This window comes from Cellulomonas sp. Marseille-Q8402 (assembly GCF_965119525.1).
In genome coordinates this window covers 1,295,247-1,311,700 of the sequence record NZ_CBCPLX010000002.1, presented here as the reverse complement: position 1 = coordinate 1,311,700, position 16,454 = coordinate 1,295,247, and the positions used below count along the sequence as shown (strand labels likewise).

At 75.9% G+C, this 16,454-nt stretch carries 16 protein-coding genes; 6 read left to right on the top strand and 10 right to left on the bottom strand.

Annotated elements, in window-relative coordinates:
* The first annotated feature begins 46 nt into the window (after positions 1 to 46).
* The 5 genes from ACWPWW_RS16980 to ACWPWW_RS16960 are packed head-to-tail and all read left to right on the top strand — an operon-like array spanning position 47 to position 7,971.
* Complete coding sequence (locus ACWPWW_RS16980; protein WP_454051506.1) at positions 47 to 1,531, top strand: cytochrome ubiquinol oxidase subunit I; 1,485 nt, start codon at positions 47 to 49, stop codon at positions 1,529 to 1,531.
* Positions 1,532 to 1,543: 12 nt separating this feature from the next.
* Positions 1,544 to 2,617 carry a cytochrome d ubiquinol oxidase subunit II gene (gene cydB / locus ACWPWW_RS16975; protein ID WP_454051505.1) on the top strand — a complete coding sequence of 358 codons (1,074 nt, stop codon included), beginning with the start codon at positions 1,544 to 1,546 and terminating at the stop codon, positions 2,615 to 2,617.
* Positions 2,618 to 2,633: 16 nt separating this feature from the next.
* Positions 2,634 to 4,337, top strand: a complete 1,704-nt coding sequence (gene cydD / locus ACWPWW_RS16970) for a thiol reductant ABC exporter subunit CydD (RefSeq protein ID WP_454051504.1) — start codon at positions 2,634 to 2,636, stop codon at positions 4,335 to 4,337.
* Positions 4,334 to 6,196 (top strand): thiol reductant ABC exporter subunit CydC, encoded by a 1,863-nt coding sequence (cydC, locus tag ACWPWW_RS16965; protein ID WP_454051503.1) that lies wholly within the window; start codon positions 4,334 to 4,336, stop codon positions 6,194 to 6,196. Before cydD ends, cydC begins: the two co-directional genes overlap by 4 nt.
* Positions 6,181 to 7,971, top strand: coding sequence for a GAF domain-containing sensor histidine kinase (locus ACWPWW_RS16960; RefSeq protein WP_454051502.1), 1,791 nt, complete (start codon positions 6,181 to 6,183; stop codon positions 7,969 to 7,971). The genes cydC and ACWPWW_RS16960 overlap by 16 nt, the downstream gene beginning before the upstream one ends.
* Before the next feature lie 18 nt (positions 7,972 to 7,989).
* Here the strand turns inward: ACWPWW_RS16960 and ACWPWW_RS16955 are convergent, their stop codons facing one another.
* The gene (locus ACWPWW_RS16955; RefSeq protein WP_454051854.1) at positions 7,990 to 8,619 is read right to left on the bottom strand and encodes a response regulator; all 630 of its coding nucleotides are present in this window, start codon (positions 8,617 to 8,619) and stop codon (positions 7,990 to 7,992) included.
* Positions 8,620 to 8,779: 160 nt separating this feature from the next.
* Between ACWPWW_RS16955 and ACWPWW_RS16950 the strand changes: the two genes are divergently transcribed.
* Positions 8,780 to 9,727 carry a phosphoglycerate dehydrogenase gene (locus ACWPWW_RS16950; protein WP_454051501.1) on the top strand — a complete coding sequence of 316 codons (948 nt, stop codon included), beginning with the start codon at positions 8,780 to 8,782 and terminating at the stop codon, positions 9,725 to 9,727.
* A 22-nt stretch (positions 9,728 to 9,749) separates the two neighbouring features.
* Here the strand turns inward: ACWPWW_RS16950 and mutM are convergent, their stop codons facing one another.
* From mutM to ACWPWW_RS16905, 9 genes are all read right to left on the bottom strand, one after another.
* Positions 9,750 to 10,673, bottom strand: a complete 924-nt coding sequence (mutM, locus tag ACWPWW_RS16945) for a bifunctional DNA-formamidopyrimidine glycosylase/DNA-(apurinic or apyrimidinic site) lyase (protein ID WP_454051500.1) — start codon at positions 10,671 to 10,673, stop codon at positions 9,750 to 9,752.
* 2 nt (positions 10,674 to 10,675) lie between these two features.
* Positions 10,676 to 11,422, bottom strand: coding sequence for a ribonuclease III (rnc, locus tag ACWPWW_RS16940; RefSeq protein WP_454051499.1), 747 nt, complete (start codon positions 11,420 to 11,422; stop codon positions 10,676 to 10,678).
* A gap of 57 nt (positions 11,423 to 11,479) precedes the next feature.
* Complete coding sequence (gene rpmF / locus ACWPWW_RS16935) at positions 11,480 to 11,674, bottom strand: 50S ribosomal protein L32 (protein WP_454051498.1); 195 nt, start codon at positions 11,672 to 11,674, stop codon at positions 11,480 to 11,482.
* Between the two features lie 2 nt (positions 11,675 to 11,676).
* Positions 11,677 to 12,255 (bottom strand): YceD family protein, encoded by a 579-nt coding sequence (locus ACWPWW_RS16930; protein WP_454051497.1) that lies wholly within the window; start codon positions 12,253 to 12,255, stop codon positions 11,677 to 11,679.
* 143 nt (positions 12,256 to 12,398) lie between these two features.
* Positions 12,399 to 12,902, bottom strand: coding sequence for a hypothetical protein (locus tag ACWPWW_RS16925; protein ID WP_454051496.1), 504 nt, complete (start codon positions 12,900 to 12,902; stop codon positions 12,399 to 12,401).
* Positions 12,899 to 13,420, bottom strand: a complete 522-nt coding sequence (gene coaD, locus ACWPWW_RS16920; protein ID WP_454051495.1) for a pantetheine-phosphate adenylyltransferase — start codon at positions 13,418 to 13,420, stop codon at positions 12,899 to 12,901. The genes ACWPWW_RS16925 and coaD overlap by 4 nt, the downstream gene beginning before the upstream one ends.
* A 10-nt stretch (positions 13,421 to 13,430) precedes the next feature.
* On the bottom strand, positions 13,431 to 14,048 hold the full coding sequence (gene rsmD / locus ACWPWW_RS16915; protein WP_454051494.1) for a 16S rRNA (guanine(966)-N(2))-methyltransferase RsmD: 618 nt from the start codon (positions 14,046 to 14,048) through the stop codon (positions 13,431 to 13,433).
* Positions 14,045 to 15,748, bottom strand: a complete 1,704-nt coding sequence (locus tag ACWPWW_RS16910) for a DUF6297 family protein (RefSeq protein ID WP_454051493.1) — start codon at positions 15,746 to 15,748, stop codon at positions 14,045 to 14,047. Before ACWPWW_RS16910 ends, rsmD begins: the two co-directional genes overlap by 4 nt.
* A complete protein-coding gene (locus ACWPWW_RS16905) occupies positions 15,745 to 16,440 on the bottom strand; it encodes an ABC transporter ATP-binding protein (RefSeq protein WP_454051492.1) in 696 nt (231 codons plus the stop codon). Before ACWPWW_RS16905 ends, ACWPWW_RS16910 begins: the two co-directional genes overlap by 4 nt.
* Positions 16,441 to 16,454 lie beyond the last annotated feature (14 nt).

Sequence of the window (16,454 nt, the reverse complement as noted above, 5' to 3'; positions counted from 1 at the left end):
CCGTTCGGCCCCCCCACCTCGCCTCAGCACCTGGACGGACACCTCCGTGGAAGCCCTCGACCTGGCCCGCTGGCAGTTCGGTGTCACCACCGTCTACCACTTCATCTTCGTCCCGCTCACGATCGGGCTGGCCCCGCTCGTCGCGATCATGCAGACCATCTGGGTCCGCACCGGCAACGAGACCTGGCTCCGGCTGACCAAGTTCTTCGGCAAGCTCATGCTGATCAACTTCGCGATCGGCGTCGCCACCGGCATCGTCCAGGAGTTCCAGTTCGGCATGAACTGGTCCGAGTACTCCCGGTTCGTGGGTGACGTGTTCGGCGCGCCGCTCGCCATGGAGGGGCTCGTCGCGTTCTTCGTCGAGTCGACGTTCCTCGGGCTGTGGATCTTCGGCTGGGACAAGCTCCCCAAGAAGATCCACCTGCTGAGCATCTGGGCCGTCGCCTTCGCGACCAACGCCTCCGCGTTCTTCATCCTCGCCGCCAACTCCTGGATGCAGCACCCGGTCGGCACGGTCTTCAACACGGAGACCGGCCGCGCGGAGATGACGGACATCGGTGCGGTGCTGACCAACAACACCCTCTGGGCGGCGTTCCCGCACACCGTGACGGCCGCGTTCCTCACGGCGGGCACGTTCGTCGCCGGCATCGCCGCCTGGTGGATGGTGAAGCTGGTGCGCCGGGGCGAGGAGGAGAAGGCCCGCACGGTCTACCGGCCCGCGGTGCGGCTCGGCGTCGCGACGATGCTGGTCGCCGGCATCGGCCTCGGCATCACCGGCCACGCGCAGGGCCAGCTGATGTTCGAGCAGCAGCCGACCAAGATGGCCGCGGCCGAGGCGCTCTGCGAGAGCACCGACGGCGCGTCGTTCTCGCTGCTCGCTATCGGCGACCTGACCAACGACTGCGAGGGCGTGACCCACTACCTGGAGATCCCGGGCCTGCTGTCCTTCCTCGCGCTGAACGACTTCGACGCCCCGCTGCAGGGTGTGGACGACCTGCAGACGGAGTACGAGGCGACGTACGGCGAGGGCGTCAACTACATCCCCGACCTCACGGTCACCTACTGGGCGTTCCGCCTGATGATCGGCCTGGCCGCCGGGTCCGCCCTCCTCGCGCTGATGGCGCTCTGGATGACCCGCAAGGGCCGGGTGTCGGGCAGCACGTGGCTCGCCCGGGTCGGCATCTGGGCCATCCCGACGCCGTTCCTGGCGTCCGCGGCCGGGTGGGTCTTCACGGAGATGGGCCGCCAGCCCTGGGTGGTCTACCCGAACCCGACCGGCGTGGACGGCGTCTGGCTCCTCACGGAGCGCGGCGTCTCCGAGGTGGTCAGCCCGACGACGATCGTCATCTCGATCATCGCCTTCACCCTCGTGTACGGCGTGCTCGCGGTCTTCTGGTTCCGGCTGATGAAGCGGTACGCCGCCGAGGGCGTCGCGGACACCGAGAAGGACTACAGCCCGGACAACCCCGCCAACCAGCCCGACCCCGACGACGCCGACGCGGCCGACCGCCCGCTGTCGTTCGCCTACTGAGAGGCCGCGACCATGGACCTCCCCGTCATCTGGTTCCTGCTGATCGCCGTCCTCTGGACCGGCTACCTGGTCCTCGAGGGCTTCGACTTCGGCGTCGGCATGCTGCTGCCCGTCCTCGGCCGGGAGGACAAGGACCGCCGGGTCATGATCAACACCATCGGGCCCGTCTGGGACGGCAACGAGGTGTGGCTGATCACCGCCGGCGCGGCGATCTTCGCGGCGTTCCCCGAGTGGTACGCGACGTTGTTCTCCGGGTTCTACCTGCCGCTGCTGCTGATCCTGGTCGGCCTGATCTTCCGCGTCGTCTCGATCGAGTGGCGCGGCAAGATCAACACCGACCGCTGGCGGCGCTGGGCCGACCGCGGCATCATGGCCGGCTCCTACCTGCCGGCGATCCTGTGGGGCGTGGCGTTCGCCAACCTGGTGCGCGGCGTCGAGCTCGACGCGGACCACCAGTACGTCGGCGGCTTCTTCGCGCTGCTGAACCCGTTCGCCCTGCTCGGCGGCGCGACCACGTTCCTGCTGTTCCTCACGCACGGCGCGATCTTCCTGTCGCTCAAGACCGGCGGGGACATGCGGGAGCGGTCCGGCGCGCTGGCCGCCCGCCTGGCACCGGTCACGCTGGTCGTGGCCGCCTCCTGGGCGGTCTGGGCGCAGCTCGCGTACTCGGTGGCCTGGACCTGGGCCGTCGTGCTCGTCGCGGCCGTGGCGCTGGTGGCCGTCGTGCTGACCACGCGCGCCCGGCGCGAGGGCTGGGCGTTCGTCTGGTCGGCCGTGGTGATCGTCGCCGCCGTCGTGCTGATCTTCGGCTCGATGTTCCCCGACGTCATGCCCGCGTTCGACCCGGCGAACTCGCTGGACATCCGCAACGCGTCGTCGACCGACTACACCCTGACGATCATGACCTGGGTCGCCGTGGTGCTCGTGCCGGTCGTGCTGCTCTACCAGGGCTGGACGTACTGGGTGTTCCGCAAGCGCATCTCCGCGGACCACATCCCCGAGCACACCGGCCTGACGTTCACCGCCGCGATCAGCCGCCCGGAGAGGGCCACCGCGTCCTCCGCCGCCGGCGACGCCCAGGTGTGAGAGGCCGACCGACCGCGTGAAGCCGCTCGACCCGCGCCTGCTGCGGTACGCCCGCGCCGCCCGGGGGTACCTGGCCCTGACCGTCCTCCTGGGACTGGTCACGGCCGGCCTCGTGATCGCGCAGGCGGTGCTCCTGGCGCAGGTGCTCGCCGCCGCCGCGCACGACGGCGCCACGCTGCCCGACCTGCTCCCGCGGGTCGGGTGGCTGGCCGTCGTCGTGGCCGCGCGCGCGGTCGCCACCGGCGTGCAGGAGCGGTACGCGCACCGGGCGGCGACCCGCGCCGTCGCCGAGCTGCGCGAGCAGGTGGTCGCCCGCGCCGCGGCGCTCGGCCCCCGCTGGCTCGCCGACGGCGAGGGCGCCCGCGTCGTCACCCTCGCGACCCGCGGCCTGGAGGCGCTGGAGCCGTACTTCGTCCGGTACCTGCCGCAGCTGGTGCTCTCCGCGACGGTGACGCCCGCCGTGCTCGTGGTGATCCTCGGCTTCGACTGGATCTCCGCGGCCGTCGCGGCGGGCACCATCCCGCTCGTGCCGGTCTTCATGGTCCTGATCGGCCAGCTCACCCAGGGCCGGTCCGAGCGCAGCCTGCGGGTCATGCAGCGGCTCGGCTCCCAGGTGCTGGACCTGGTCGCGGGCCTCACGACGCTGCGGGCCTTCGGGCGGGAGCGCGGACCGGCCGCCCGCGTCCGCGCGCTGGGCGAGGCGCACCGCAGGGCCACCATGGGCACGCTGCGGATCGCGTTCCTGTCCGGCATGGTGCTGGAGCTGCTGACCACCCTGGCCGTCGCGCTGGTGGCCGTCGGCATCGGCCTGCGGCTGGTCTACGGCCAGCTGGACCTGGCGACCGGCCTCACGGTGCTGATCCTCGCCCCCGAGGTCTACCTCCCGCTCCGCCAGGTGGGCGCCCAGTTCCACGCCTCCACCGACGGCGTCGCCGCCGCGGACCAGGTGTTCGACGTCCTCGAGACCCCGCTCCCCCGCGCCGGCACCGTCGTCGCCCCGGACCTGCGCCGGTCGACCGTCCGGCTGCACGGTGCCACCGTGCGGGCACCGGGCCGCGACCTCCTCGCGCCGGCCGACCTGGACCTGGAGCTGCGCCCGGGCGCGGTCGTCGCCCTCACCGGGCCGAGCGGCGCCGGGAAGTCCACGACCGTCGACCTGCTGCTCGGCCTGGTCCGCCCCGACGCCGGGACGGTCGAGGTCGTCGCCGGCGACGGTACGACCACCGCGCTGGCCGACCTCGACCTGCCCACCTACTGGCGCCAGGTGGCGTGGCTGCCGCAGCGACCGGTGCTCGAGCCCGCCTCGGTGGGGCGCCTGGTCGCGGGCGCCGAGGACGACCAGCTCGACGCGGCCGCCCGGGCGCGCCGGGACGCCGCCGCCGCGCTGACGGGCCTGGACGACGTCGTGGCCGGGCTGCCCGACGGCTGGCGGACCGACCTCGGGCGCGGCGGCGCCGGCCTGAGCGTGGGCCAGCGGCAGCGCGTCGCCCTGACCCGCGCCCTGCTCGCGGACGTCCCGCTCGTCGTGCTCGACGAGCCCACGGCGCACCTGGACGCCGCCGGCGAGCAGGTCGTGCTCGCCACGGTCCGCGCCCTGACCGCCGCCGGGCGGACGGTCGTGCTGGTCGCGCACCGGCCGTCACTGGTGGCGCTGGCGGACCAGGTCGTGACCGTCCGGTCGGTGCCGCTCGGGACGCCCACCGCGGAGGCCGTGCGATGACCGCGACCACCACCGCCCCGGTGCCGCGGCCGTCGCTCCGCCGCCGGCTCGCCGCCGACCCGCTCTGGCGCGCCGTCGCGCTGCTGGACGTCGACCGCCGCCGCGTGGCGCTCGCGGTGCTGCTCGGTGTGCTCGCCCTCGGCTGCGCGGTGGCCCTCGCCGCCGTGTCCGCCTGGCTGATCACCCGGGCCGCCGAGATGCCGCCGGTGCTCAAGCTGTCGGTGGCCACGGTCGCCGTGCGCGCCTTCGGCATCGGGCGCGGGCTGTTCCGGTACCTGGAGCGGCTGGTGTCGCACGACGTCGCGCTCCGCGGCATGGGCACCCTGCGCACCACCCTGTACTCCCGGCTGGCCGCGGGCCGGCCGGACACGACCCTCCGGCTGCGGCGCGGGGACCTGCTGGCCCGGGTCGGCGCCGATGTCGACGCGGTCGGCGACGTCGTGGTCCGCGGCCTGCTGCCCGCCGCCGTGGCCGCGCTGCTCGGCCTCGGCACGGTCGTCGCGATGGCCCTGTTCCTGCCCGCCGCCGGCCTCACGCTCGCCGCGTGCCTGGTGCTCGCCGGGGTCGTCGCCCCGTGGCTCGCGCAGCGGGCCGCCCGGACCACCGAGCAGCACGCGGCCGCCGCCCGGGCGGCGATGGCCGCCACGTCGCTCGGGCTGCTGGAGGACGCCGGCCCGCTCGCCGTGCAGGGCCGCACCGGGGCCGAGCTCGCGCGGCTCCGCGCGGCCGACGCCGACCTCGCGCGCGCCACCGACCGCGGCGCCGGCCCGGCCGCCCTCGCCGCGGCGCTCGGCAACGTCGCGATCGGCGTCGCGGTGCTCGCTGCCCTCCTGGTCGGCGTCCCCGCCGCGGCGTCGGGCGCGCTGGCGCCGGTCGAGCTCGCGGTCGTCGTGCTGACGCCGCTCGCCGCGTTCGAGGCGACGAGCGTGCTGCCCGCGGCGGCGATCCAGGTGCACCGGTCGCGCGCCGCCGCGGCCCGCCTGATGACCCTGCTCGACGACGCCGCCGCCCCGGATCCCGTCCCGGGTGGACGGTCCGGACCGACACGCCGTCGGCGTGTCGGTCCGGACCTTCCACCCGACGGGGACGAGGGCCCGCGGCTCTCCGCCCGGGGCCTCGCGGTCGGCTGGCCCGGCCGGGCGCCCGTCGTGCACGGCCTCGACCTGGACCTCTCCCCCGGGCGGAGCGTCGCCGTCGTGGGGCCGTCGGGCGTGGGCAAGACCACGCTGCTCCTGACGCTGGCCGGGTTCCTGCCCGCGCGCGGTGGCGAGCTGGTGCTGGACGACGTCCCGCTGCCCGAGGTGGCCGACGCCGACCGGCTCGCGCGGCTCGCGCTCACGACCGAGGACGCGCACGTCTTCGAGACCACCGTGCTGGAGAACCTGCGGGTCGCCCGCGGCGACGCCACGCCCGAGGAGGCCCGCGCCGCCCTGGTGCGCGCCGGGCTGGGCGACTGGCTGGCCGGGCTCCCGGACGGCGTCGGCACCGCGCTCGGCCCGGACGCCCGCAGCGTCTCCGGCGGCGAGCGGCGGCGGCTGCTCCTGGCGCGTTCGCTGCTCGCGGCCGCCCCGCTGCTCCTGGTGGACGAGCCGGCCGAGCACCTGGACCCGGCCACGGCGGACCGCCTGGTGACGGACCTGCTCACCGCGCCCGACCACCGCGGTGTCCTCGTCGTCACGCACCGGCTGAGCCCGCTCGCCGCCGCCGACGAGGTCGTCCTGCTCCGCGACGGAGCGGTCGCGGCGCGCGGGACGCACGCGGAGCTGCTGGCCACCGACGCCCGTTACCGTGAGGCGCACGCGAGCGAGCAGCTCGAGGAGCAGGACGGGGACGAGACGAGGACATGGCGGACGACCTGACGGAACGGCGCGGCGACGACGCCCTCCCGGCACCGACCTACGGCCCGGGCGTGACGACGACGATCCACGTCCGCGAGCCCGGCGGCCGCTCGCACCTCCAGCTCGGCACGGCGTCCGAGACCGGCGACGAGATGGCCGACCTGCTCGACGCGGTGCTGTCCGTGGCCTCCGGCCTGGACCTGCCCGGCGTGCTGGAACGGTTCGTCCGGGTGTCCGTCGAGCTGACCGGGGCGCGGTACGGCGCCATCAACGTCCTGGACTCCCGCGGCGAGTCGACCACGTTCGTGCAGACCGGCGTCCCGGCGGCCGCCGCGGCGATGATGGGCCACCCGCCGCACGCCCAGGGCGTGCTGAGCCACATCCCGACGCACGGCGTGCTCAAGCTCGCCGACCTCACGGAGCACCCGGCGTTCGGGGGCTGGCCGGCCGGCCACCCGTCGATGGGCTCGTTCCTCGGCGCCTCGGTGCGGGTGCGCGACCAGGTCTACGGCTACCTCTACCTGTCCGAGAAGGCCGGCGGCTTCACCGACAAGGACGCCACGACGGTGATCGCGCTGGCCGCGACCGCGGGCGTCGCGGTCGCCAACGCCCAGCTGTTCGCCGACGGCGCCCGCCGGGAGCACTGGCTCCGCGCGGGCCAGGACATCACGACGATGCTGCTGTCCGGCGCGGACGAGGAGGAGGCGCTCGCCCACATCGCTGCCACCGCCCGCGACGTCGCGGACGCCGACACCGCCGCGCTCGCGCTGCCGGGCGTGGGCGGCGAGCTGCTGATCGAGCTCGCCGACGGCCACATCGCGGACCAGCTGGTCGGCGCACAGCTCACCCCGGGCGGCCCCACCTGGGAGGTCATGGAGGAGGGCACCGGGCTGCTGATGGACTCGCTCGCGACCTCCCGGCGGATCACGGTCCCGGCGATGCGGTCGTTCGGCTCGGCGCTGTTCGCGCCGCTGCAGACCTCGGGCCGCGGCGTCGGCGTGCTGATCCTGCTCCGCAAGGTCGGCACCCTCGCGTTCGAGCCCAACGACCTGGCCACCGCCGAGTCGTTCGCGTCCCAGGCCGCGCTCGCCTTCGTGCTGGCCGAGGCCCGGCACGCCCAGGACGCCGCGGCGCTGCTGGACGAGCGCGAGCGCATCGCCCGCGACCTGCACGACCTCGCGATCCAGCAGCTGTTCGCGACCGGCATGCAGCTGGAGACCGTCCGCCGCCGCGCCGCCCGCGGGGTCGACCCCGCCGAGCTGACGAGCATCGTCGAGGAGGCCCTCGACAACGTGGACGGCTCGGTCCGCCAGATCCGGCAGATCGTGTACGCGCTGCGCGACCCGGACGCCGCCACCGGCATCGTCGAGCGGCTGCGCCGGGAGGCGTCGCTCGCCCGCACCGGCCTCGGGTTCGCCCCGTCGCTGGTCGTCACCCTCGACGGCGAGTCCGTGCCCGACGGGGACTACATCGTCGCGGACCTGATCGACGAGCGGATCGGCCCGGACCGCACCGACGACGTGGTCGCGGTCGTGCGCGAGGGGCTGGCCAACGCCGCCCGGCACGCGCACGCGTCGTCGGTCAGCGCGCGGGTCGCCGTGCGCGGCGCCGGCCCCACCGGCTCGGTGCTGGTCGAGGTCGAGGACGACGGCGCGGGCCTGCCCGCCGTGCGCGACCGGCGGTCCGGCACCGGCAACCTCGCCGCGCGGGCGCGGCAGCACGGCGGCACGTTCTCGCTCGGGGCCGCCCCGGGCGGCCAGGGGACGCTGCTGTCGTGGGAGGTCCCGCTGGGCTGACCGGCCGGAGCCGGCCCGTCAGCTGCGGCCGGCCTCCGCGCGCCAGCCGCTGTGCCGGCGGGCGGCGACCCAGGCCGCGACCTGGGTGCGGCGCTGCAGGCCCATCTTGGCCAGCAGCGACGTGATGTGGTTCTTCACGGTCTTCTCGGCGACGCCCAGGCGCTCGGCGATCTCCCGGTTGGACAGGCCGTCGCCGATCAGGTCGAGCACCTTGAGCTCGCTCGGCGTGAGGTTCTCCGTCGGGTCCTCGTGGCCGGCCCGGCGGCGGGTGACGGTCCGCTCGTCCAGCAGCGTGCGCCCCGCGGCCACCGCGCGGACGACGTCGGTGATCTCCGCGCCGCGCACGCTCTTCAGCAGGTAGGCGGCGGCGCCGGCGTCCAGGGCCGCGGCGAGCGCGTCGTCGTCGTCGAACGACGTCAGGACGATGGCCCGGGCGGTGGGCAGCGTGACCTTCACCTGGTTCATCAGGTCGATGCCCGTCCCGTCCGGCAGCTGCAGGTCCACCAGCAGCACGTCGGGGTGCACCAGGCCGGCGCGGCGCACGCCGTCGGCGACGGACCCGGCCTCGGCGACGACCTTCATGCCGTCGGCACGCTCGACGACCTCGGCGATGCCGCGCCGCACGACCTCGTGGTCGTCGACGATCATCACGGAGATCTCCCCGGAGCGGGCCGGCTGGACTGCGCTGTTCGTGGACACCCTCGCATCGTATCGACCCCGGGCCCGGGACCGGCACCGCCGCTCCGGACGAGGCCGCCCGCTGCGCGTCGCCTGGCGCACCGGTCGCCGGTGGGAGACCCTCTGCCCCATGACCACGGTGCTGCTGCCCTCCTCGATCCCCCTCTCCCCCGCGGTGCCGGACGGGGTGCGCACCGCCGGCTACGACGTCACGCAGCCGCTCCCCGAGCACCTGGTCGACGCCGAGGCTCTGGTGGTGTGGGGCAACGCGACGCCGGAGCTCGCCGACGCGGCCCGCCGCATGGGCCGCCTGCGCTGGGTGCAGACGCTCGCGGCGGGGCCGGACGCGGTGCTGGCGGCCGGCTTCGCCCCGCACGTCCGGATCACCTCGGGCCGCGGCCTGCACGACGGGCCGGTCGCGGAGCACACGCTGGCCCTGGTGCTGGCGGCGGCGCGGCGGCTGCCGGAGCTGGTCCGCGCGCAGGACGCGCACCGGTGGGCCGCGGAGCTCGGCGGGATGCAGCGGCTGCCGCACGACGGCGGCGAGTTCCGGTCGCTGTCCGGCGCGCGCGTCCTGATCTGGGGCTTCGGGTCGATCGCCGCACGGCTGGCACCCCTGCTGACCGTCCTCCGCGCGCACGTCATCGGCGTCGGGTCGACGGCCGGGCAGCGCGCCGGCTACCCGGTGATCACGCCGGACCAGGTGCCGCAGGCGCTGCCCGGCACCGACGTGCTGATCGGGATCCTGCCCGCGACCCCGGCCACCCGGCGGGTGCTGGGCGCGTCCGTGTTCGCCCGGCTGCCCGACCACGCCTGGGTGGTCAACGTCGGCCGCGGGTCCACCCTCGACGAGGCGGCGCTCCTCGCCGCGGTGCGGGACGGCCGCCTGGCGGGGGCGGCGCTCGACGTGTTCGAGACCGAGCCGCTGCCCGCCGACGACCCGCTGTGGGACGAGCCGCGGATCCTCATCACCCCGCACGCCGCAGGCGGGCGGCCCGTCGGGGCGGACACGCTGCTCGCGGACAACATCGGCGCGTTCGTCCGCGACGAGCCCCTGCGGAACCTGGTGAAGCGCTGAGCGGCGCGGGCGCCGGGACCGGTCAGGCCGGGGGCGCCGGCTGGCACACCGGGCAGAAGTGGGAGGAGCGGTTCATGAACGGCTCCCGCACCACCGGGGTGCCGCAGCGCGGGCACGGCTCCCCCGCCTGCCCGTAGACGGCGAGCGACCGGTCGAAGTACCCCGAGGCGCCGTTCACGTTGACGTAGAGCGCGTCGAAGCTCGTGCCGCCCTGCGCGAGCGCGTCCCGCATGACCTCCGCCACGCCGTCGAGCACCCGCAGCGCCGTCGCCTGGTCGAGGTCGGCCGTCGGCGTCGCGGGGTGCACCCGCGCCCGCCAGAGCCCCTCGTCGGCGTAGATGTTCCCGACCCCCGACACGACGCCCTGGTCCAGCACCGCGCGCTTGACCTGCGTCCGCCGACGCCGGATCGCGCGGGCCACGACGTCGCGGTCGGTGGCGGGGTCCAGCAGGTCGCGCCCGATGTGGGCGACGGGCGCGGGGACGAGCGGCAGCGGCGAGCCGGCACCGCCCGGCTGCCCGTCGGGGGCCGGCACCAGGTCGACCACCGCGAGGTGCCCGAACGTGCGCTGGTCGACGAAGTCCAGGGAGCCGCCGTCGTCGAGCAGCAGCCGCACCCGCAGGTGCGTGTGCGTCCCGCCGGCCTCGACGTCGGCGGGCGTCGCGCGGACCAGCAGCTGGCCGCTCATGCCGAGGTGGGCCAGCAGCGCGTCGTCGGGCGTCGCCCCCGCCGCCCCGGGGTGGTCGAGGGGCAGCCACAGGAACTTGCCGCGCCGGACGGCGGCGGTCAGGGTCCTGCCGGCCAGGCGGCCCGCGAGGTCGGTCGGGCCCGCCAGGTGCCGGCGGACGCTGTACGGGCGGCGCACCTCGACGGCGCGCACGGTGCGGCCGACGACGTGCCGGTCCAGGCCGTCGCGGACGGTCTCGACCTCGGGCAGCTCCGGCACGGTCAGTCGGCGGCGGGCCGGCCCACGGCCGGCTGCGTGGCCACGGCGACCTCCGCGGGGACGCCGCCCGTGGCCTGGAGCGCGGTGTACGCCAGCGCGGCGGCCTTCTGCTCCGCGAGCTTCTTGGCGGTGCCGGTGCCCGTGCCACGCACCTCGCCGGCCACGACGGCGTCGGCGGTGAACGTGCGCGCGTGGTCCGGCCCGTCGCTGGACACCTGGTACGTCGGGGCGCCGAGCCCCAGGGTGGCCGTCAGCTCCTGCAGGCTGGTCTTCCAGTCGAGGCCGGCGCCGAGGTCGGCGGCCTGCGTGAGGCGCGGGCCGACCAGCCGCATGACGATCTCGCGCGAGCGCTCGAGGCCGTGCGACAGGTAGACGGCGCCGAACAGCGCCTCGAGGGTGTCGGACAGGATCGAGTCCTTGTCCCGCCCGCCCGTGGCGAGCTCCCCCTTGCCGAGGAGCACGTACGGCCCGAGGTCGAGCGCACGGGCGACCTCGGCCAGCGCACGCTGCGAGACGGTCGCCGCGCGCATCTTGGCGAGCTCGCCCTCGGACTGCGCCGGGTGCCGGCGGTACAGCTCCTCCGTCACGACCAGGCCGAGCACGGTGTCCCCGAGGAACTCGAGGCGCTCGTTGGTCGGGATGCCGCCCGCCTCGTGGGCGAACGACCGGTGCGTCAGCGCAAGCACCAGCAGCTCGGGGTCCAGGTGGACCCCGAGCTGCTGGGCGAGCTGTGCTGCGGTGGTGCTCATGGTGCTCAGCCGCCGGCCCGGACGATCACCGGGCGCGGCAGGGCAGGCGACGCGTCGTCAGACGGCGTGCTCGGTGCGCATGGCCTCGGCGTAGCGCCGACCGGCGTAGGCGCCGCACGTCGGGCACGCCTGGTGGGGGCGCATGTTCGACTGGCACTGCGGGCACGTGGTGAGCGTCGTGGCAGTGGTCTTCCACTGCGACCGACGCGCACGGGTGTTGCTGCGCGACATCTTGCGCTTCGGAACAGCCACGGCTAGCTCTCTCTCTTCTCGTCCGACGTGCTCTGCAGGCCGCCGAGGGCCGCCCACCGAGGGTCAAGGGTCTCATGGGAATGCTCGGGGTCGTCCGCCAGGTGCGCTCCGCAGATGGAGCACAGGCCCGGGCAGTCGTCCCGGCACAACGGCTGGAACGGTAGCGCAGTCACGACCACGTCCCGCACCACGGGCTCGACATCGACCAGGTCGCCGTCCAGCTCCGGGAGGTCCTCCTCGTCGTCGCCGTTCTCCTTCGCGACCTCGGCACGACCGGGGTAGACGAACAGCTCCTGGACCGCGACATCGACGTTCACGACGACCTCGTCCAGGCAGCGCACGCACTCCCCGACCGCCCGGGCCCGCACGGAGCCGGAGACGAACACCCCCTCCACGACGGCCTCGAGCTGGAGGTCCAGCTCGACGTCGTCACCGGTGGGGACGCCGATCACGTCGGTGCCGAGATCCTCGGGGGCGGGAACCGTGCTGCGGGCACGACGCATCGATCCCGGACGTCGTCCGAGCTCGTGGGTGTCGAGCACGAACGGCGAGCGGGGATCGAGGTGAGTCGCGCGCTCCACGGTCCACGTTCCTGTCATGAGGGGTTCTCGGTCCGCACAGACCGGCAGGACCAACGGTCGATCCTACGGTACGACGACCGCTCGGCCCAATTCCGGGGCGCTCCGCCGGACCAGGCGTTCGTCACACCGGACTCGCGCCGGCGTCACTCGTCGGGGTCGTCCAGCCGGTTCGCCAGCTTGGCGCGGCCGGCCTGCACCTGGCTGAGCACCTTGCCGAGGTCGATCTCGAAGTCCGCGAGCCGCCGGTCGCAGTAGTCGTCCGCGTCCCGGCGCAGGCCGCGCGCGGTCTCCTCGGCCTCCCGGACGATCTCCGCCGCCCGCTCGCCCGCCAGCGCGACGACGGACTCCTGCTCGACCAGCTCGGCGGCCCGGCGCCGGGCCGCGGCCTCGATCCGCTCGGCGTCGGCCCGGGCGGCGGCGCGCTCGGCGTCGGCGGCGGCCAGCACCTCGTCGGCGCGGCCGAGCTGGGCCGGCAGCGCCTCCCGGGCCTGCTCGACCAGGTCCAGCAGCTCGGCGCGGCTCACCAGCACGGACGACGACATGGGCATGGCGCGCGCGGCGTGCACGGACTGCTCGAGGGCGTCCAGGACGGCGGTCAGGCCCTCCCGGCGGTCCACGGGCCGGTCGGGCTGTGCGGGTCCGGTCATGCTCGGCTCCCCTCGGCGGGTCGGGCGGGCGGCGGCACCTCGGCGGCGCCGAGGGCGGCGCGGACGGCGGCAGCGACGGCGGGCGTGACCAGGTCGTCGATCGGGCCGCCGTGCCGCGCGACGTCCTTCACGAGCGAGGACGCGACGTGCGACAGCGCGGGGTCGCCGACGACGAACGCGGTCTCGACGCCGCTCAGGTGGCGGTTCATCAGGGCCATCGGCAGCTCGGCGTCGAAGTCGGCGCCACCTCGCAGGCCCTTCACGACCAGGTCGGCGTCGAGGGCGCGCAGCTCGTCGGCCAGCAGCCCCGCGGACGCGGCGACCCGCACCCCCGGCAGGTCGGCGACGGCGTCCTCGATCAGCGCCACCCGGGCCCCGACCTCGAGCAGCGGCCGCTTGGCGGCGTTGTGCGCGACCAGGACGACCACCTCGTCGGCGAGTCGCCGGGCCCGGCGCACCACGTCCAGGTGGCCGAGCGTGAAGGGGTCGAACGAGCCGGGGCACACCGCGAGGACCACGGGAGCGAATCTACCGCCGGGGCGCCGGGTCGTCCTCGGCGGGCTGCCCGGGCGCGCTGCCGGGCTCGTCCCCGACCGGGCTCAGCGCGCCGAGGTGCACGGCGGTCTCGCCGTACGCGCGGGTGTCGAACCCGTGCATCCGGTCCGGCCACGGCGGCGCCGGGCTGCGCGTCGACCGCTCCACCACGACCACCGACTCCGCCGTGAGCGTCGGCACCAGGGCGGCCAGCACCTCGGCCAGGGTCGCGTCCGGGACGTCGTACGGCGGGTCGAGCAGCACGAGGTCCCACTCGCGCGCGCCAGGACGGGCGACGTAGGTCTCGACCCGCTCCCGCACCACGTCGACGCGGTCCCGCAGCCCGAGGGCCGCGACGTTCTTCCGGCACACCTCGGCGGCGGCCTTCCCCCACTCGACGAGGACGACGTGGGCCGCGCCGCGGCTGGCGGCCTCCAGCCCGAGCGCGCCCGAGCCGGCGTACAGGTCCAGGACCCGCGCGGCATCGACGGCGTCCAGGTGGTCCAGGCGGGAGAACAGCGCCTCGCGCACCCGCTCGCTGGTGGGCCGGGTGCCCTGCGGCGGCACGGCGAGCGTGCGGCCGCCGACCGCGCCGGAGACGATCCGGGTCACGGGCGACCTCCCTTCGCGCCGGACGCGCCGGAGGTGTCCGCCGCCTCCGACATCCGGTCCATCATCGACTTCGTGCTGGTGCTCGTGCCCACGGCGAACGCGATCGCCGACACGGCCAGCTGCACCACCACGACGGTCGGCACGACGGTGCCCAGGGCCACCGAGATGATCACCGGCACCATGCCGAGCACCGCGACGTCCGGGCCGCGGGCCAGCACACCCGCGACGCCGCCGGGCAGCGCGCCCGCGGGCGTCGCGATCAGCGGGCCCTCCCAGTTGGGCGCGGGCCGGTACGCGGCGCGCAGCGCGGCGCCCGCCCACACCGGCGACGACGCGACGCCGAGCGCGAGCCAGGCGACGACGTCGCCCTCCCAGCGGCCGACGGCCCCGAACGCGACGGCCGACCAGACCAGCATCGCGACGCCCGGCACGATCATCCGGGCGCGGCGCACCTGCTTCGCCGACAGCGGCAGCAGGCGGTCGACCACCGGCGCCATCTCCGCGCGGCGCGCGCCCTCCCCCGTCGCCAGCATGGCGACGTAGCCGCTGATGAGGAGCCCCAGCGCGACGCCGAGGGCCCCCGCCAGCTGCGGCGTGATCACCACGACCACCGGCACCAGCGCGGACAGCACCAGCTGCACCAGGTGCCGCGGCGAGCGGAGCAGGACGGTGAGGTCGGCGACCGCGATCGCGGACACCGGGCCGCGCACCAGGCGCATCCGGCGGACCCGGCGGCGGCGGGGACGGGCGGCCGAGTCGGAGAGCGCCCGGCCGAGCTCGCGGGAGTCCAGCGACACGATCGCGCCCGCGGCCTGCGTGGCGACCGAGCCGCTCTCCCGCAGGTCGCGGCCGCGGATCCGGCCGAGCCGGCGGTCGAGCCACCAGCCGAGCGCCCCGACGGCCACGGCCAGCACGGCGAGCACCCACCCGGGGACGTCCGGCAGCGCGGAGAGCCGCCAGCCGGCGAGCGCGCCGAGCAGCGCCAGCACCGGGGCCGCCGCGATGACCAGGTCGCCGGCCACGGCCGTCGCGCGCCGCGGCACCCCGCGGCTCTGCAGGTGGCCGGCCAGCAGCACCAGCGCGCCGCACGCCAGCGCCGCGGTGCCGCCGAGCCGGAGCACGTGCCCGACGCCGTGGTCGGCCAGCAGCCCGCCGTCGAGCAGCGACAGGGCGACGCCGCCGACCAGGCCCGCGGCGACGGGCAGCCGCACGGACGCCGGGCGGAGCAGGCCGCGGCGGTCGACCGGCAGCCCGAGCCACCAGGTGGCCTCGGCACCGCCCGCACCGACCGGGCCGAGGCGGGCCGCGAGCGACAGCACGGCGCCGGCGACGACCACCGCGGCGACCGCCACCACCGTCGGCAGGCTGATCCCGGTGTCCAGCGCCCGGTCGGGCACGTGCGGGAGCGCGGTGCGCAGCTGGCCCGCGACGCCCAGCGCCACGCCGATGCCGATGGCGCCGACCACCACGGCGTAGTAGACGTCGCCGAGGACGTCCCCCAGGCCCCCGCCCGACCGCCGGCGGGCGACGCCGGCGGTGTACTTCCGGATCGACCGCGCAGCGGGCACGGGCGTGCCGCGGTCCGTCGGCGCCACGGCCGGCGCGGGGGCGTCGTCCCAGCCCGCCGGGTCCGTCACGTCCGGGACCGTGTCGACGCCGGGGCTCGCGGCGAACTCGTCCGCCGCGGTCGGGTCGCTCACAGCACGCCCGGCCGCAGCGCGTCGACGGCGTCGCCGACGCTCAGCAGGCGGGAGGCGTCGTCGGCCACCAGGACCGCGCGGTCGGCGACGGCCAGGAGCAGGTCGGGGTCGTGGGTCGCCAGCAGCACCGAGCCGCCGGCGCGCTTCTCGTCGACCAGGCGCTGCGCCAGGTGGTCCCGCATGGAGACGTCGAGCCGCTGCTCCGGCTCGTCGAGCACCAGCAGCGAGCGCGGCCGGACCAGGCCGGCGGCGAGCAGCAGCCGGCGCCGCTGCCCGGACGACAGCGCGACGGGCAGGGCCGCGGCGTGCTCGGTGAGCCCGAACTCGTCCAGCAGCTCCGCCACGACGTCGTCCGCACCCTGCACGCCGTGACCGCGGGCCGTCAGGTACAGGTGCTCGGCCACCGTCAGGGCCGGGAAGTAGGCGTCGTCGTCCAGGACGCTCGACACGCGCGTGCGGAAGCCCACCTCGCGCTCGTCCACGGGGCGGCCCAGCACCTCGACGCGGCCGCCGACCGGCTCGAGCAGGCCGAGCACGGCCCGCAGGACCGTCGACTTGCCGGAGCCGTTCGCGCCGACGAGCGCCAGCACCTTGCCGGGCGGGAGGGTGAACGAGACGGGGGCGCACACGGGCTCCCCGCCGTAGCCGACGAGCAGGTCGACGGCACGGATGACGGGCTGCTGCTTCGGCACAGGTGAAGGGTACG

Coding starts and splice junctions, on each gene's coding strand:
- ACWPWW_RS16960 (WP_454051502.1), top strand. CDS start 6,181: ATGGCGGACGACCTGACGGAACGGCGCGGCGACGACGCCCTCCCGGCA.
- rnc (WP_454051499.1), bottom strand. CDS start 11,422: ATGAGCACCACCGCAGCACAGCTCGCCCAGCAGCTCGGGGTCCACCTG.
- ACWPWW_RS16950 (WP_454051501.1), top strand. CDS start 8,780: ATGACCACGGTGCTGCTGCCCTCCTCGATCCCCCTCTCCCCCGCGGTG.
- ACWPWW_RS16925 (WP_454051496.1), bottom strand. CDS start 12,902: ATGACCGGACCCGCACAGCCCGACCGGCCCGTGGACCGCCGGGAGGGC.
- cydC (WP_454051503.1), top strand. CDS start 4,334: ATGACCGCGACCACCACCGCCCCGGTGCCGCGGCCGTCGCTCCGCCGC.
- ACWPWW_RS16955 (WP_454051854.1), bottom strand. CDS start 8,619: ATGATCGTCGACGACCACGAGGTCGTGCGGCGCGGCATCGCCGAGGTC.
- cydB (WP_454051505.1), top strand. CDS start 1,544: ATGGACCTCCCCGTCATCTGGTTCCTGCTGATCGCCGTCCTCTGGACC.